This is a genomic window from Jiangella ureilytica (assembly GCF_004348545.1).
In the GTDB taxonomy this organism is placed as follows: domain Bacteria; phylum Actinomycetota; class Actinomycetes; order Jiangellales; family Jiangellaceae; genus Jiangella; species Jiangella ureilytica.
The window spans coordinates 1-14,077 of sequence record NZ_SMKL01000064.1 but is presented as its reverse complement, the minus strand read 5'-3'; the positions used below and the strand labels follow the sequence as shown (position 1 = coordinate 14,077).

Annotated in this window: 14 protein-coding genes; 8 read left to right on the top strand and 6 right to left on the bottom strand. The window is 74.6% G+C overall.

Annotation, left to right across the window (positions count from 1 at the left end; translation table 11 throughout):
- The first annotated feature begins 9 nt into the window (after positions 1-9).
- The 6 genes from E1212_RS22610 to E1212_RS22585 all read left to right on the top strand — a co-directional run bounded on the left by E1212_RS22610 (position 10) and on the right by E1212_RS22585 (position 7,484).
- Positions 10-1,617 (top strand): sensor histidine kinase, encoded by a 1,608-nt coding sequence (locus tag E1212_RS22610; protein WP_131986661.1) that lies wholly within the window; start codon positions 10-12, stop codon positions 1,615-1,617.
- Complete coding sequence (locus E1212_RS22605) at positions 1,614-3,665, top strand: sensor histidine kinase (protein ID WP_131986659.1); 2,052 nt, start codon at positions 1,614-1,616, stop codon at positions 3,663-3,665. Before E1212_RS22610 ends, E1212_RS22605 begins: the two co-directional genes overlap by 4 nt.
- A 38-nt stretch (positions 3,666-3,703) precedes the next feature.
- Positions 3,704-4,378 (top strand): response regulator transcription factor, encoded by a 675-nt coding sequence (locus tag E1212_RS22600; RefSeq protein ID WP_238992449.1) that lies wholly within the window; start codon positions 3,704-3,706, stop codon positions 4,376-4,378.
- Between the two features lie 90 nt (positions 4,379-4,468).
- A complete protein-coding gene (locus E1212_RS22595) occupies positions 4,469-4,888 on the top strand; it encodes a response regulator (protein ID WP_131986655.1) in 420 nt (139 codons plus the stop codon).
- A gap of 65 nt (positions 4,889-4,953) precedes the next feature.
- Entirely contained in the window at positions 4,954-6,630 is a 1,677-nt protein-coding gene (locus E1212_RS31200; protein WP_131986653.1) for an ABC-F family ATP-binding cassette domain-containing protein, read from the top strand.
- Entirely contained in the window at positions 6,630-7,484 is an 855-nt protein-coding gene (locus tag E1212_RS22585) for a GNAT family N-acetyltransferase (RefSeq protein ID WP_131986651.1), read from the top strand. Before E1212_RS31200 ends, E1212_RS22585 begins: the two co-directional genes overlap by 1 nt.
- Here E1212_RS22585 and E1212_RS22580 read toward each other — a convergent pair.
- From E1212_RS22580 to E1212_RS22570, 3 genes are read right to left on the bottom strand one after another with little or no spacing between them, the layout of a single operon-like run.
- Complete coding sequence (locus E1212_RS22580; protein ID WP_131986649.1) at positions 7,466-7,891, bottom strand: type II toxin-antitoxin system VapC family toxin; 426 nt, start codon at positions 7,889-7,891, stop codon at positions 7,466-7,468. The two genes, E1212_RS22585 and E1212_RS22580, sit on opposite strands and share 19 nt — an antisense overlap.
- A complete protein-coding gene (locus tag E1212_RS22575; protein WP_131986647.1) occupies positions 7,888-8,157 on the bottom strand; it encodes a hypothetical protein in 270 nt (89 codons plus the stop codon). The genes E1212_RS22580 and E1212_RS22575 overlap by 4 nt, the downstream gene beginning before the upstream one ends.
- Positions 8,158-8,210: 53 nt before the next feature.
- Positions 8,211-9,320 carry an NAD(P)/FAD-dependent oxidoreductase gene (locus E1212_RS22570; RefSeq protein ID WP_131986645.1) on the bottom strand — a complete coding sequence of 370 codons (1,110 nt, stop codon included), beginning with the start codon at positions 9,318-9,320 and terminating at the stop codon, positions 8,211-8,213.
- A gap of 89 nt (positions 9,321-9,409) precedes the next feature.
- Here E1212_RS22570 and E1212_RS22565 point away from each other — a divergent pair, with 89 nt between their 5' ends.
- Entirely contained in the window at positions 9,410-9,784 is a 375-nt protein-coding gene (locus E1212_RS22565) for a winged helix-turn-helix transcriptional regulator (protein ID WP_203417110.1), read from the top strand.
- On the opposite strand, the gene E1212_RS22560 is transcribed toward E1212_RS22565, so the two are convergent.
- Complete coding sequence (locus E1212_RS22560) at positions 9,773-11,209, bottom strand: citrate synthase (protein WP_131986643.1); 1,437 nt, start codon at positions 11,207-11,209, stop codon at positions 9,773-9,775. The genes E1212_RS22565 and E1212_RS22560 overlap by 12 nt on opposite strands.
- 81 nt (positions 11,210-11,290) lie before the next feature.
- Here E1212_RS22560 and E1212_RS22555 point away from each other — a divergent pair, with 81 nt between their 5' ends.
- Entirely contained in the window at positions 11,291-12,442 is a 1,152-nt protein-coding gene (locus E1212_RS22555) for a citrate synthase (RefSeq protein WP_131986641.1), read from the top strand.
- 24 nt (positions 12,443-12,466) lie between these two features.
- On the opposite strand, the gene E1212_RS22550 is transcribed toward E1212_RS22555, so the two are convergent.
- Positions 12,467-13,363 (bottom strand): hypothetical protein, encoded by an 897-nt coding sequence (locus tag E1212_RS22550; protein WP_131986639.1) that lies wholly within the window; start codon positions 13,361-13,363, stop codon positions 12,467-12,469.
- 2 nt (positions 13,364-13,365) lie between these two features.
- A complete protein-coding gene (locus tag E1212_RS22545) occupies positions 13,366-13,923 on the bottom strand; it encodes a hypothetical protein (protein WP_131986637.1) in 558 nt (185 codons plus the stop codon).
- Positions 13,924-14,077 lie beyond the last annotated feature (154 nt).

Genomic DNA, 14,077 nt, shown 5'->3' with positions numbered 1-14,077 from the left:
GTGGGCGGCATGAACGCGACTCTCGCCGCGGCGCGGGCGCGGAACCGGCGCGACGTGGCGCTCTGGGCCGGCTGGGCGGTGCTGGTGGCGGTCACCGTCGCGCTGGCGGTGTGGGCGCTGCGGACGCTGATCGACGTGCCCGGCGCGCTGCTGCCGTGGGCGCTGCTCGGGCTGGCCGCCGTGCCCGTCGCCGTCGTGGCGTCGGGGCTGCCCGGGCTGCGCCGACGAGCGGGCGCCGTCGCCGGGCCGTCCCTCGTGTTCTGCGGCCTGGTGCTCATGGTGCTGGCCGTGTATCTCGTGGTGGTCATCGGGCTGGGCGAGGAGGTCGACGACGACGGCCAGGGCGTCCTGGCGTTCTCGATGCTCGCCGCGCTGACCGCCGTCGTGCTGGCCGAGCCGGTGCGGGCGCGGCTGCGTGAGCTGGCCGAGCAGTGGGCCGGTCCGCGGCGGCGGCCGGCGTCGTCGGCGCTCGAGACGTTCGGCTCGCGGATGACCCGCGCCGTCCCGATGGACGAACTGCTGCTGCAGCTGGCCGAGACGCTGCGCTCGACGCTCGGGCCGGCGGGCGCGGAGGTGTGGACCGGCGAGGACGGCGTCCTGGAGCGCACGGTGTCGGTGCCCGAGCGCGGCGGCAGCCGGCTGACGCTCGCCGGAGCCGAGCTGGCCGCCGTCAGCCGGGCCCGGGTCTCCGGCAACGCGTGGGCCGCGATGTGGGTGCCGGCGGTGCTGGCCGGCGCCGGCGACGCCGGCCGGCGGTCGCTGCGGATCGCGTCGGTCACCCACCTGGGCCGGCTGCTCGGCCTGCTCGTGGTCGTGCGCTCCGCCGACGACCGGCCCTTCAGCGACGACGACGACCGCGTGCTGGCCGACCTCGCCCGGCAGGTCGGGCTGGCGCTGCACAACGTCCGCCTCGACTCCGCGCTGCAGGCGTCGCTGGAGGAGCTGCGCCGGCGCAACGCCGAGCTGCAGGCGTCGCGGGCCCGCATCGTGTCGGCGGCCGACGCGTCGCGGCGCGAGATCGAGCGGAACCTGCACGACGGCGCCCAGCAGCACCTGGTGGCGCTGGCGGTGAAGCTGGGGCTGGCCCGCCGGCTGGCCGAGGGCGACGCCGCTGCGCTGCTGGACGAGCTGCGCACGGACGTGCAGGAGACGCTGACCGAGCTGCGCGACCTGGCACACGGCATCTACCCGCCGCTGCTGCGCGAGCACGGCCTGGGCGAGGCGCTGCGCAACGCCGCGAACCGGGCCCCCGTGCCCACGCGCGTCGAGGCCGGCACCGACCGTCGCTACCCGCCGGAGGCCGAGGCCGCGGTCTACTTCTGCTGTCTGGAGGCGCTGCAGAACGCGGGCAAGCACGCCGGGCCGGGGGCGTCGGCGACCGTCCGGGTGCGGGGCGACGGCGACGGCGTCCAGTTCGAGGTGGCCGACGACGGCGCCGGCTTCGACCCCGCCGCGGTGGGCGAGAGCCACGGGTTCGTCAACATGCGCGACCGTCTCGGCGCGTTCGGCGGCGAACTGACGGTCGACAGCACCCCGGGCGCCGGCACGACCGTCCGCGGGACCCTCCCGGCGGCCGCGCTGGCGCCGCGCGAACCGGCGGAGACCGGCCGGCCATGACGGCGACGGCGCCGCGGGCGGCGCGGATCCGGCCGCCGGTCCGGCTGGGGCCGGCCGGCCGGCGGCGGCTGCTGTGGGCGGCCGTCGCGACGGCGGTGGCGATCGTGCCTGCGGGCATCGCGCTCGTGCTGGTCTTCGACGAGCTGCTGCGCGACGCCGGCCGAGCGGACCTCACACAGGGCGTGACCAACGGGCTGGTCTACGTCCTCGCGATGCTCAGCGCGTCGGCCGTCGGCGCCGGGCTGGCGCTGCGCCGGCCGCGGCACCCCGTCGGGTGGCTGTTCCTCGGGCTCGGGGCGCTGCAGGCGGTCGGGCCCGCGCTGACCGGCTATGCCGCGTACGGCGCCCTCGCCCGGCCCGGTGCGCTGCCGCTGGCGACGACGGCGGGGCTGTTCGCCGACTCGGTGTTCGTGCTGTGGTTCGTCGCCATCGCGCTGGTGTTCCACCTGACGCCGGACGGACGGGCGCTGTCGCCGCGGTGGGCGTGGGCCGCGCGGGCCACCGTCGTCGCCGGGCTGATCAGCGTGCTGCTGGTGTCCGTCACGCCGTCGCACGCGGAGCCGCCGCTCGAAGGGCTCGACAACCCGCTGGCGGCCGGCGGCTCCGTGGGCGACGTGCTCGACGTGGCTCGCAGCACGGCGGTCATCGTCACCGGCGCCGGCCTGGCGCTCGCCGCCGCGTCGCTGCTGGTGCGGTTCCGGCGGGCGCGGGGCACGGCCCGGCAGCAGCTGCTCTGGCTGGCGCCGGCGGCCGTGCTGATCCCGGTGCTCGTGGCGGCGTCGTTCGTCGCCTCGTACCTGAACTCGCAGGCGGTCCTGAACCTGGTGGCCGGGCTGTTCGTGGTGCTGTTGCCGGTCGCGACGGCGCTGGCGATCACGCGGTACCACCTGTTCGACGTCGACCGCATCCTCAGCCGGGCGCTGACGTATGCGCTGCTCACCGTGGTCCTGGCCGCCGTGTACGTGGTCGTGGTCGTCGCCGCCGGGGCCGCGGCCGGCGAGTCGCAGCTGTCCGCCGTCATCGCCACCCTCGCCGCGGTGAGCGTGGCCGGGCCGCTGCGGAGCCGTCTGCAGGACGCCGTCGACCGCCGCTTCAACCGGCGCCGGTTCGACGCGGTCCGGATGGTCCGCGACCACGTCCGCGCGCCGTCGCCGGGCGTGACCGTCGAGGACGCGCTGCGGCAGGCGACCGGCTACCCGTCGCTGCGGGTGGCGTACTGGGTCGACGACCGGCGCGAGTGGGTCTCCGGCGACGGGCAGCCGGCCGCCGAGCTCGGTGCCGACGACGTCGTGCTGGCCGGTCACGACCGCACCATCGCCCGGGTCGGCGCCGGCGACGCCGTGCCGCCCGAACTGCTGCGCGCCGTCGTCGCCGAGGCCCGGCCCGAGCTGGACAACGCCGGGCTGCGGGCCGCCGTCGCGCTGCAGCTGGTCGAGGTGCGCGAGTCGCGGGCGCGCATCGTGTCCGCCGCGGACGCGTCGCGGCGCGAGATCGAGCAGAACCTGCACGACGGCGCCCAGCAGCACCTGGTGGCGCTGGCGGTGAAGCTGGGGCTGGCCCGCCGGCTGGCCGGCGACGACTCGGCCGCGCTGCTGGACGAGCTGCGCACGGACGTGCAGGAGACGCTGACGCAGCTGCGCGAGCTGGCGCATGGCATCTACCCGCCGCTGCTGCGCGAGCACGGCCTGGGCGAGGCGCTGCGCACGGCCGCCGCCCGCGCCGTCCGGCCCACCACCGTCGACGTCGCCACCGCCCGCCGGTTCCGCCCCGACACCGAGGCCGCCGTCTACTTCTGCTGCCTCGAGGCCATGCAGAATGCCGGCAAGCACGCCGGCCTGGGCGCGTCGGTGACGGTGCGCGTCGCCGAGACGGGCGAGGGGCTGGAGTTCGAGGTGGCCGACGACGGCGCCGGCTTCGACCCCGCGGCGACCGGTGAGAGCCACGGGTTCGTCAACATGCGCGACCGGCTGGGCGCGCTGGGCGGCCGGCTCACCGTCGACAGCGGGCCGGGGCGTGGCACCGTCGTCCGCGGGACCCTGCCGGTATGACCCCGGTCCAGGTGGGCACACCCGGTACGCTCTCGCCCGTGACCACTGGTGGGCGGGTCCGGGTCGTCGTCGCCGACGACACCCTGCTGGTGCGCGAGGGCGTCCAGCGCGTCCTCGGGCTGTACGCCGACCTCGAGGTGGTGGCGGTGGCCGGCGACCTCGACGAGCTGCTGGCCGCGGTCGACGAGCACCGGCCCGACGTCGTCGTCACCGACATCCGCATGCCGCCCACCTCCAGCGACGAGGGCATCCGCGCCGCCACCCAGCTGCGCCGCACCGCGCCCCAGACCGGCGTCGTCGTGCTGTCGCAGTACGCCGCGCCCGCCTACGCGCTCGAGCTGCTGTCCGGCGGCTCGCAACGGCGCGCCTACCTGCTCAAGGAGCGCATCAGCGAGCCCGACCAGCTGGCCGAGGCCGTCCGCGAGGTCGCTCGCGGCGGCAGCGTCGTCGACCCCAAGGTGGTCGAGGTGCTGGTCGCGGGCGCACGCCCCGCCGGCGACCCGCTCGCCGGCCTCACCCGGCGCGAGCTCGAGGTGCTCGAGCAGATCGCCCAGGGCAGGAGCAACGCCGGGGTGGCGGCCGAACTGGTGCTCACCGAGCGCGCCGTCGAGAAGCACATCAACGCGCTGTTCGCCAAGCTCGGCCTCACCGCCGAGCCCGACGTGCACCGCCGGGTCAGCGCCGTCCTGCTCTATCTGGCGTCGCTGCGCTGAGCCGTGGTCGCCGTCGGGGGTGCCAGCACCCCCGCGCGACGGGTGGTGACCGGGTGGCACGGCGGCGGCTCGCGGGCCGATCATGGTTGCATGGCCGGTAGTCCGCACACCCCCCACACCGAGGCGCCGCCCGCCGTCGTCGACGTCCTCGTGGTCGACGACCAGGAGCTGTACCTGTCCGTCGCCCGGTTCGTCGTCGGCTCCACACCCGGGTTCCGGGTCGCCGGCGAGGCGACGAGCGGCGAGGACGCCGTCACGCAGGCGGCGACGGTGCGTCCGGGGCTGGTGCTCATGGACATCAACCTGCCCGGCATCTCCGGCATCGAGGCCACCCGCCGCCTCGTCGCGGCACACCCTGGCACCGTCGTCCTGCTGATGTCGACCTACCCCGCGTCGGACCTGCCGCAGGACGCCCGCACCAGTGGCGCGCGCGCGTACGTGCACAAGGAGGACCTCGCGCCCGACGTGCTGGTCGCCGTCATGACGGGGGAGCTGCCGCCCGGCTTCTGAGCCGCCCGGCTTCTGAGCCGGGAAAACATCTCGACCCGCGTGGCCGGCTCAGTGAGACTGAGGGCATGGGCCACGTCGACCTCAACGCCGTCTCGTTCACCCTGCCCGACGGGCGGGTGCTGCTCGACGACGTCTCGTTCCGGGTCGGCGACGGCGCCAAGGTCGCCCTGGTCGGGGCCAACGGGTCGGGCAAGACGACGCTGCTGCGCATCGTGGCCGGCGACCTCGCCGCACACGGCGGCGCGGTCACCCGCAGCGGCGGGCTCGGCGTCATGCGCCAGTTCGTCGCCCGCGACACCCAGGACGTGCGCGACCTGCTGCTCTCGGTGGCGCCGCCGCGCGTACGGGCCGCGGCTGCCGCCGTCGACGCCGCCGAGCTGGCCATGATGGACCGCGACGACGAGCCGACCCAGATGACGTACGCCACCGCGCTCGCCGAGTGGGCCGACGCCGGCGGCTACGAGACCGAGGTGCTGTGGGACGTGTGCACCACGGCCGCGCTGGGCATCCCGTTCGAGCGCTGCCGCTGGCGCGAGGTGTCGTCGCTGTCCGGCGGCGAGCAGAAGCGGCTGGTGCTCGAGGCGCTGCTGCGCGGTCCCGACGAGGTGCTGCTCCTCGACGAGCCCGACAACTTCCTCGACGTGCCGGCCAAACGCTGGCTCGAGGACCGGCTGCTCGAGTCGCCCAAGACGGTGCTCTACGTCAGCCACGATCGCGAGCTGCTGCACCGCACGGCCACCCGCGTCGTCACCGTCGAGCTGGGCGCGGCCGGCAACACCACCTGGGTGCACCCGGGCGGGTTCGGCAGCTACCACGAGGCGCGGCGCGAGCGGTTCGCCCGGCTCGAGGAGCTGGGCCGGCGCTGGGACGAGGAGCACGCCAAGCTGAAGGCGCTCGTGCTCATGTACAAGCAGAAGGCGGCCTACAACGACGGCCTCGCCTCGCGGTACCAGGCGGCGCAGACGCGGCTGCAGAAGTTCGAGGACGCCGGGCCGCCGCAGGCCATTCCGCGCGAGCAGAACGTGCGCATGCGGCTGCGCGGCGGGCGCACGGGCAAGCGCGCCGTCGTGTGCGAGTCGCTCGAGCTGACGGGTCTCATGAAGCCGTTCGACCTCGAGGTCTGGTACGGCGAGCGGGTCGCGGTTCTGGGCTCCAACGGCTCCGGCAAGTCGCACTTCCTGCGGCTGCTGGCGGCCGGCGGCTCCGACCCCGAGGTCGAGCACGAGCCCGTCGACGACGTGCCCATCGCGCCGGTCGCGCACACCGGGCTGGCGCGGCTGGGCGCACGGGTGCGGCCGGGCTGGTTCGCGCAGACGCACGAGCACCCCGAGCTCGTGGGCCGCACGCTGCTCGAGATCCTGCACCGCGGCGACGGTCGGCGTGCGGGCATGCCGCGCGAGGAGGCCAGCCGCGCGCTCGACCGGTACGAGCTCGCGCACGCCGGCGAGCAGGCCTTCGAGTCGCTGTCCGGCGGCCAGCAGGCACGGCTGCAGATCCTGCTGCTCGAACTCTCCGGCGCCACGCTGCTGCTGCTCGACGAGCCCACCGACAACCTCGACCTCGTGTCGGCCGAGGCGCTGCAGGAAGGGCTCGACGCGTTCGACGGGACGGTGCTCGCCGTCACCCACGACCGCTGGTTCGCCCGCGACTTCGACCGCTTCCTCGTGTTCGGCGCCAACGGCTCGGTCTACGAGTCGCCGGAGCCGGTCTGGGACGAGGGCCGCGTCACCCGGGTGCGCTGATGGGGGTGATCTGGATCGGCGCCGACGCCGAGGAGTTCCGGCAGCGGGCGGGTGGGTGGCTGGAACGTGAGCCGGTGCTGCACTCGGTGCTGCTCACCAGCGTCGACCGCGAGCGCCGCGGCGCCGGGTCGGGCGGCGTGTTCGCGATCCTCGGCGATGAGGACGGCGACGGAGACGGAGACGGAGACGGCGTGGCGGGCGTGGCCGTCTGGACGCCGCCGTTCCGGGCGTACGTCTCCGCCGCGCCGGTCGGCGCCGAGCGGCTCGCCCTGGCACTGCTCGACCGGTACCCGGACCTCGACGGCGTCACAGGCGTGGCCGACCAGGCGGCGGCCTACGCCCGTGTGTGGGCGGCGCACACCGGCGGCACCGTGAGCGTCGCGATGGACCAGCGGCTGTTCGAGCTCGACACCGTCGTGCCGCCGCGGCCGTCGCCCGGAGCCGCGCGGCGCGCCGGGCCTGCCGACCGCGACCTGCTGGTCGCCTGGACGCTGGCGTTCGAGGAGGAGTCCAGTGCCGCGCCCGGCGCCAGTGTCGCCGAGCGCGTCGTCGACCAGCTGATCGCCGACCAGCGCGCCTGGATGTGGGACGACGACGGTCCGGCCTGCTTCGTGGGCGTCTCGCGCACCGTCGCCGGCGTCGCCCGGGTCGCGCCCGTCTACACCCCGCCCGATCGCCGCCGTCGCGGCTATGCGTCCGCGCTGGTGGCGGCGGTCAGCCAGGCCGTGCTCGATGCGGGCGCGCACCGCTGCGCACTCTTCACCGACCTCGCCAACCCCACCTCGAACAAGGTCTACACCGCCCTCGGCTACCGCCCCGTCGCCGACGTCACGGCCTACGTCTTCACCCGCTGACGCGGGACTACGGGCTCGGGTACAGCTCGATGTGTGCCCGATGCGGGCCGACCAGCTTTGGCGTCGCCGGTGAGGAGGGGGCAGGCGGGCAGCTCAGCCAGCGCGATGTACGCGGCGTCGTAGGCCGTGGAGTCGTGCCGGAGCTCCCACATGCGCCCGGCCAGCGCCTGGCCCGGCATTCGTTCGATGTGGAGGTCGGCGAAGTCGGCCCGGATGGCATCGGCCCGCGCTTCCGTCAGCTTGCCGCCCAGCGTGAGACCGCGCAGCGCGTTGGAGACCTCGACGTCGATGAGGTGTGGCGCGTTGAGGACCCGTGGCTCTGACAACCGCTGGCGCAAGATCTCGTCCTCTTCGGTCTCACTCAGCGCATAGAGAACCAGCGAGCAGTCGACGACCAGTGCGCTCATTCACCTCTCCCGGCACGGGTGGCTGCCACGAAGTCGGCCATCGACAGACCTGCCGCCGGGCGTTGCGCGGCGCGGGCGAGCACCTCGGCGACGGTGGGCTGTGCGGCCGCCTCGGTGACCATCCGCCGAAGATGGGCCGCCAGGCTCATGCCCTCGCCCTCGGCCGCGGCGCGCACGCGCATGACGTCGAGCGCGTCGACTGGGACGTCCCGGATCCGGACCGGCTTCGTTTCCATCTCCATGCATGCACTGCTACCAATCTGCATGCACGGGTCGAGGCTCCGACCCGCCGGCGAGGGCGGACCGGAGCCGATCCCCGTCAGACCGCGGGCTCGACGTCGAAGAGCTCGCCGTAGGCATCCATGAGCATGGCGCGGCCCTTGACCTCCGCGATCGTCTCCGGGCCGACCACGCCGTCGACGCCGGGGAACTGGCCGGCGCCACCCTCGGGGCCGAGCGGGACGGCGATGGCGGGCGGCATCGTCTCGTAGGCGGTGACCTCGCCCTCGCCGGTGATCCGCGCCCGCAGGTTCGCCGCGAGCAGCTTGGCCTGCGTGCTGGCCACCGCGGCGGTGCTGCGGTCGGCGTCGGCGATGTCGCCGACGGCGAAGACGTTCTCGTGGCCGGCCACGCGCAGGTGGTCGTCGACACGGAGGAAACCCTGCGGGTCGCGGGCGGCCGCCAGCGAGCCGGTCAGGAAGCTCGTCGCCGGCACCACGCCGAACGCGCGGAACCAGATGTCGGCGCTCAGCTCCTCGCCGGCCTCCGTGGTGACGGTGACCGGTGTCGCCGTCGCGGCCGGGGCGTCGGGCAGCGACCGCAGCGGGCTGCCGAGGACCAGCTGGACGGAGAGCTTGTCCAGCTGGCGGCGCAGCTCCTCGCGCAGCTCCTGGTCGAACGGGCCGGGCAGGATGTCGTCGGCCATGTCGACGAGGGTGACCTGCTTTTCGGGGAAGGACGTCTTGATCTCGCCCGCCAGCTCCAACCCGGCCGGGCCGGCGCCGACGACCAGTGCGCTGCCGGCCTCGCGCAGCGCGTGGTGCGCGTCGAGGAACTTCGCCCGCGCGACGGTGACGTCGGGCTCGTCGGTCTTGGCGGGGAACGGGTAGGACGAGCCGGTCGCGAGCACGATGTAGTCGGACTCCAGCCGCTCGCCCGAGGCCAGCGTGACGGCGGCGCCGTCGACGTCCACGGCGCGGTCGCGGACGAACCGGCCGTGCCGGAGCAGCCGGTCGTACGGCAGGAAGATCCGGTCCAGCCACTCCGGCGCCACCAGCGCCCGCCAGGACGCGAGGTTGTGCAGGAACGTGTCGGACGGGTCGACCAGGGTCACATCGGCCACGTCGTCGAGCGCCTTGGCGGCATTGATGCCGGCGAACCCGCCGCCGACGATGACGACGGAGGGCCGCGAGCCGTTGTTCTCGGACACTGACGTTCTCCTTGGAGAGTAGAAGCTACGAGCTGTCTCATAGCGGCTTCGAAAAACGAAGCAACAACGGTCGCGCTAGTATTCCGGGCATGGCAGGCAGCGTTCGCACCACGCCCGACATGGACGGCTGCCTGCGCGTCGACGAGGCGCTCAGCCGGGCGTTCCACATCCTCGGCAAGCGCTGGAACGCACTGGTCCTGGGCAGCCTGCGGGGTGGTCCCGCCGGGTTCCGCGAGCTGTCCCGCGCCATCGACGGCGTCAGCGACTCCGTCCTGGCCGACCGGCTGGCCGAGCTCACCCAGAACGACCTCGTGCGCCGCAGCGTCGACGCGGGGCCGCCGGTCTCGGTCTCCTACGCGCTCACCGAGCGCGGCGAGGCCCTGATGCCCGCCCTCGACGAGATCTCCGCCTGGGCCGTGAAGCACCTGCCGCCCGAGCCGGCGGCGTCGCCGTCAGCCGGCTGACGGCTCCGGCAGTGGCTGGGGCGGCGGCGGCCCCTCGTACCGTCCGGTGACCCGGACCCGCAACGCCCGCTCGTCGTACTCCTCGAGCGCATGCGCGATCCAGCCCGCGGTCCGCGCGACCGCGAAGATCGTCTCGCCGGCATCCGGCGGCATCCCGGTCGCCACGGACAGCGTCGCCAGTGCGAGGTCGATGTTCGCCGGCAGCGGCAGGTGGGTGGCCGCCGTCTCGGTGACCGCGTGCGCGGCGGCCAGCACGGGCGCCGCCTCGGGGACGCCCGCCAGCAGGCCGAGCAGGACCTGTGCCCGCGGGTCGGACTCGCGGTAGAGCCGGTGCCCCAGGCCGGGCAGCCGCCGCCCCGCCCGCAGATGCTCGGCGACGACCGGCCCCGCGCCCCGCTCGAGTACGTCGGTGAGCATGCGGTGGGCCAGGCCGCTCGCGGCCCCGTGCAGCGGCCCCTCGAGCGTCCCGAGCGCCGCCGACACGACGGCGTACGGATGTGCCCGCGCCGACGCCGCCGTCCGCGCGGTGACGGTCGACGCGGCCAGCCCGTGGTCGGCGAGCAGGACCAGCGCCGTGTCGAGGATCGCGACGGTGTCCGCATCGGCCGGGCGGGCGGTCAGCCGCGCCCACAGCCGCGCGGCGATGCTCTCGCTGGTCAGTGGCGTACGGCGCTCGCTCCCGAGTGTGGCGAGGTTCGCGCTGCCCGCGCTGCCCGCGTCGCCCGCGCTGCCCGCGTCGCCCGCGCTGCCCGCGTCGCCCGCGCTGCCGGGGGCACCGGTTCCGCCCCGGTCCCCGAGGCGCCCGCCGTCCGCGCGGGAGGCGCCGCGGTCGAAGGCACCGGCGCCGATCGTGCGGGGATCGTCGCGGGGAAGGGAGTCGACGAAGGTGGCGATGAGGCCGCGAGCGGTGGCTGCCACCGTGTGCGGGCGCAGGTCGAACCGGACCGGGTCGACCGTCGCGGCCGCGACGGCCGCCACGCGGAGCCGGTCGACCAGCCCGGCCTGCGGCGGGAGTGCGGCGCCGGCGGCGCGGGCGGCGGCCAGTGCGCTGTCCGGCGCGGTGAAGACGACACCGGGCACGAGGACGCCGGTCCACAACCACCAGGCGACCTCGTCGAAGCCGTACCGCCGCGACAGCGCGATCGCGTCGACCCCGCGGTAGTGGTAGGCGTCGCCCTCGATGAGCGTGACCGAGCTGTACACCGGCCCGGCCGCGTCCTGCGCGCTCGGCGCCGGGCCGCCGGGCTGACCCCGTCGCCGGTGCGCGAGCCGCTCCACCTCGTCGGGGTCGAAGGTGCTGGCCCGGCCGCCCGGCCCGCGGCGGCTGCCGAGCAGGCCGCGGCTGACGTACGCGTACACCGTCTCGGGCTTCACGCCCAGACGGGCGGCGACCTGCTGCGTCGTCAGCCGGCGCTTCTGGGCCATCGCGCGTCCTCACGGTCGACATTGATGGAAATCAATATATCTATCATTGTCGTCAATATTGATGGAGCGGAGGAGGAGATCATGGCTGCACAGGGTCCGGTGGAGGTGCCGCGCGGGCTGGCCGGGGTCGTCGTCACCGAGACCGCGCTCGGCGACGTCCGTGGTCGCGAGGGCTTCTACCACTACCGCGAGTACTCCGCCGTCGAGCTCGCCGCCACTCGCACGTTCGAGGACGTCTGGCATCTCATGCTGGTCGGCGGCCTGCCCTCGGCGGCCGACGGGGCCGCGTTCGCCCGCCGCGTCGCCGGGCTGCGCCGCCTGCCCGCCGAGGTGGCCGCGGCGCTGCCGGCCGTCGCCCGGGCCGGCGCGTCGTCGGGGCCCATGGCCGGGCTGCGCAGCGCGCTCTCGCTGACCGGCGCCGCGGCCGGGTTCGGCCCGCTCTACGATCTCACCGCCGACCAGCGTCGCGACGACGCGCTGCTCGCCTGCGCCGTCGTGCCGACCCTGCTCGCCGGGCTGTACCGGCTCGGGCAGGGGTACGCGCCGGTCGAGCCGCGCGACGACCTGGGGCACGCGGCCAACTACCTCTACATGCTGACCGGGCAGGAGCCCGCGCCGGAGCACGCCCGCGCCGTCGAGCGCTACCTCATCTCGACCGTCGACCACGGCTTCAACGCGTCGACCTTCACCGCACGCGTCATCGCGTCGACGGGGGCCGACCTCGCCGCCTGCCTGGTCGGAGGCGTCGCCGCGCTCTCCGGCCCGCTGCACGGCGGCGCCCCGAGCCGCGCGCTGGACACGCTGGACGAGATCGGCACGCCGGACCGCATCGAGCCGTGGGTGCGCGAGCGGGTGCTCGCGGGCGACCGGATCATGGGCTTCGGCCACCCGGTCTACCGCACCGAGGACCCGAGGTCGCGGATGCTCAAGGAGATCGCCCTGGGCTTCGGCGGGCCGCTCGTCGAGTTCGCGGTCGAGGTGGAACGGCAGGTCGAGGCGATCCTGGCCGAGCTCAAGCCCGGCCGCGAGCTGCACACCAACGTCGAGTTCTTCGCCGGCGTCGTCATGGAGCAGTGCGGCCTGCCGCGCGAGATGTTCACGCCCACGTTCGCCGACGCCCGCGTGGTCGGCTGGGCGGCGAACATCCTCGAGCAGGCCGCCGACAGCAAGATCATCCGGCCCGCCGCCCGCTACGTCGGCCCGCCGCCGCCCGTTCCGGTGCCCGCCGCCTGAGCACCGCGGACCCGGCGGCCGCCGTCACTCGATGACGATGGCGGCGACCTCGGCGACCGGGAGCGGTCCGTCCACCCAGGGGCTCTCGAGCGTGGTCGGCAGGCCGTCGAGCTCGAGCGGCTCGCCGTTGTTGGTGAACGCGATGTCGTAGACCAGCCGCATGCGGGCCGGGTAGCCGTCGGCGTGGTCGACGGACGCCCGCACGTAGGTGTGCAGGCACTCGTCGCCCTCGTCGACCGCGAACGGGCACTCCATGACGCCGCTGCCGTCGCCGGGGTCGACCTCGATGCGGTCAGGGGTGGCGATGGCGTTGACCGCGCCGGTGGACTCGCCGAGGATCTCGCCGTCGCTCGGGCCGTCGGCCCAGTACCAGGTGGGGAGGTTGACGTAGGACTGAGTGGGCGGCGAGAAGGCCAGCGTGAAGTCGGGCGTGGCGATGTTGCCGAACGCCTGCCAGGCGAGGTCCCAGAGGCTCGGCCCCTGCTCCTCCGGCGGCTCGATCCACTGCCAGGTCCCGATGGGGTTGCTCGGGTAGCACGTGACGTAGGTGACGATCCAGCCCTCGCCCGGCGACGGCTCGCCGGCGAGCTGCTCCCAGTCCTCGGGCGGGTTCAGCGACGGGATGTTGCCCCAGCAGGCCTCGGTGCCCATGCACCACTGCACGGCCGTGGGCGGGCCCTCGCCCTCGACCTGGCTGAGGTCGCACGTGGGCTCGGTGTCGCCGCCACCGCCGTTGTCGCCGCCGTTGTCGTCGCCGTCGTCGCCCCCGGAGTCGCTGCAGTCCTCGACCCAGCTGTAGCCGCCGCCGGGAGCGGGCACCTGGACGAGTTCGCAGTCGGCCGACGCCGTGGACACCGTCACGAGCAGTGACGCGGCGACGACGGCAGCGCCCAGGAGCAGCCGCAGGAAGGTGCGTGTCATGGTCAGCATGTGATCGTCGCCTCTGTCTGATCGACCAGCTCGCTGATCAGCCAGCGGCCCTCGACCTGCTCGAGGTCGAAGACGCGTGGCTGTGAGCCGCCGAGCTCGCGGTCCTCGACCAACTCGCCGTTGTAGTACACGTTCCAGGGATCCTCGTCGACACAGCCCTCGGCGCGGGCGGTGTCGCCGTCGACCGTGACCTGAGGCGGGCCGACGACCGGTGCGCCGTCGCGCGTGACGTTCGCGTCGACGAGACCGCGGAGGTTGGCGATCTGCGTCTGCGCGATGAGCTCGATGGCCACCTGCTGCAGCGCCGCATAGGAGGCGGCCTCGTCCTGCACGTTCTCCATGGCGATGACGGTGTCCCAGTAGGCCTGGTACTGCGCCTCGATGGCGGCGACGGCCGCGGCGTCGGGATCCTCGGTGGGCGTGGGCTCGGCGGAGGTGGCCGGCGCCGTGGTGGTCTCGAGGCCCTGGGGCTCTTCGCCGCCGCCGCCGCACGCGGCGAGCATGAGCACCGCCGCGGTCAGGACTGGCGCGGTGGCGCGACGGGGCGTCATGGCACGGATCATAACGATGCCTCACGACAAGGCAACCCGGGCGTCCGAAGTGTCCCGATGGAAGCTTGCTGCAAGTCTTGCAAGAGCGGCTGGACCTCGTTAGCGTCTCGGGCACCGTGACATCGTCGTCCGCCCGGGAGTGCCCGATGCCGAC

Excerpts from the sequence above, each read along its gene's own strand:
- E1212_RS22575 (WP_131986647.1), bottom strand. The coding sequence starts at position 8,157 with ATGCAGATTGGTAGCAGTGCATGCATGGAGATGGAAACGAAGCCGGTC.
- E1212_RS22565 (WP_203417110.1), top strand. The coding sequence starts at position 9,410 with ATGGCAGGCAGCGTTCGCACCACGCCCGACATGGACGGCTGCCTGCGC.
- E1212_RS22545 (WP_131986637.1), bottom strand. The coding sequence starts at position 13,923 with ATGACGCCCCGTCGCGCCACCGCGCCAGTCCTGACCGCGGCGGTGCTC.
- E1212_RS22595 (WP_131986655.1), top strand. The coding sequence starts at position 4,469 with ATGGCCGGTAGTCCGCACACCCCCCACACCGAGGCGCCGCCCGCCGTC.
- E1212_RS22555 (WP_131986641.1), top strand. The coding sequence starts at position 11,291 with ATGGCTGCACAGGGTCCGGTGGAGGTGCCGCGCGGGCTGGCCGGGGTC.
- E1212_RS22605 (WP_131986659.1), top strand. The coding sequence starts at position 1,614 with ATGACGGCGACGGCGCCGCGGGCGGCGCGGATCCGGCCGCCGGTCCGG.
- E1212_RS22580 (WP_131986649.1), bottom strand. The coding sequence starts at position 7,891 with ATGAGCGCACTGGTCGTCGACTGCTCGCTGGTTCTCTATGCGCTGAGT.
- E1212_RS22585 (WP_131986651.1), top strand. The coding sequence starts at position 6,630 with ATGGGGGTGATCTGGATCGGCGCCGACGCCGAGGAGTTCCGGCAGCGG.
- E1212_RS22610 (WP_131986661.1), top strand. The coding sequence starts at position 10 with ATGAACGCGACTCTCGCCGCGGCGCGGGCGCGGAACCGGCGCGACGTG.
- E1212_RS22550 (WP_131986639.1), bottom strand. The coding sequence starts at position 13,363 with ATGACACGCACCTTCCTGCGGCTGCTCCTGGGCGCTGCCGTCGTCGCC.
- E1212_RS31200 (WP_131986653.1), top strand. The coding sequence starts at position 4,954 with ATGGGCCACGTCGACCTCAACGCCGTCTCGTTCACCCTGCCCGACGGG.
- E1212_RS22560 (WP_131986643.1), bottom strand. The coding sequence starts at position 11,209 with ATGGCCCAGAAGCGCCGGCTGACGACGCAGCAGGTCGCCGCCCGTCTG.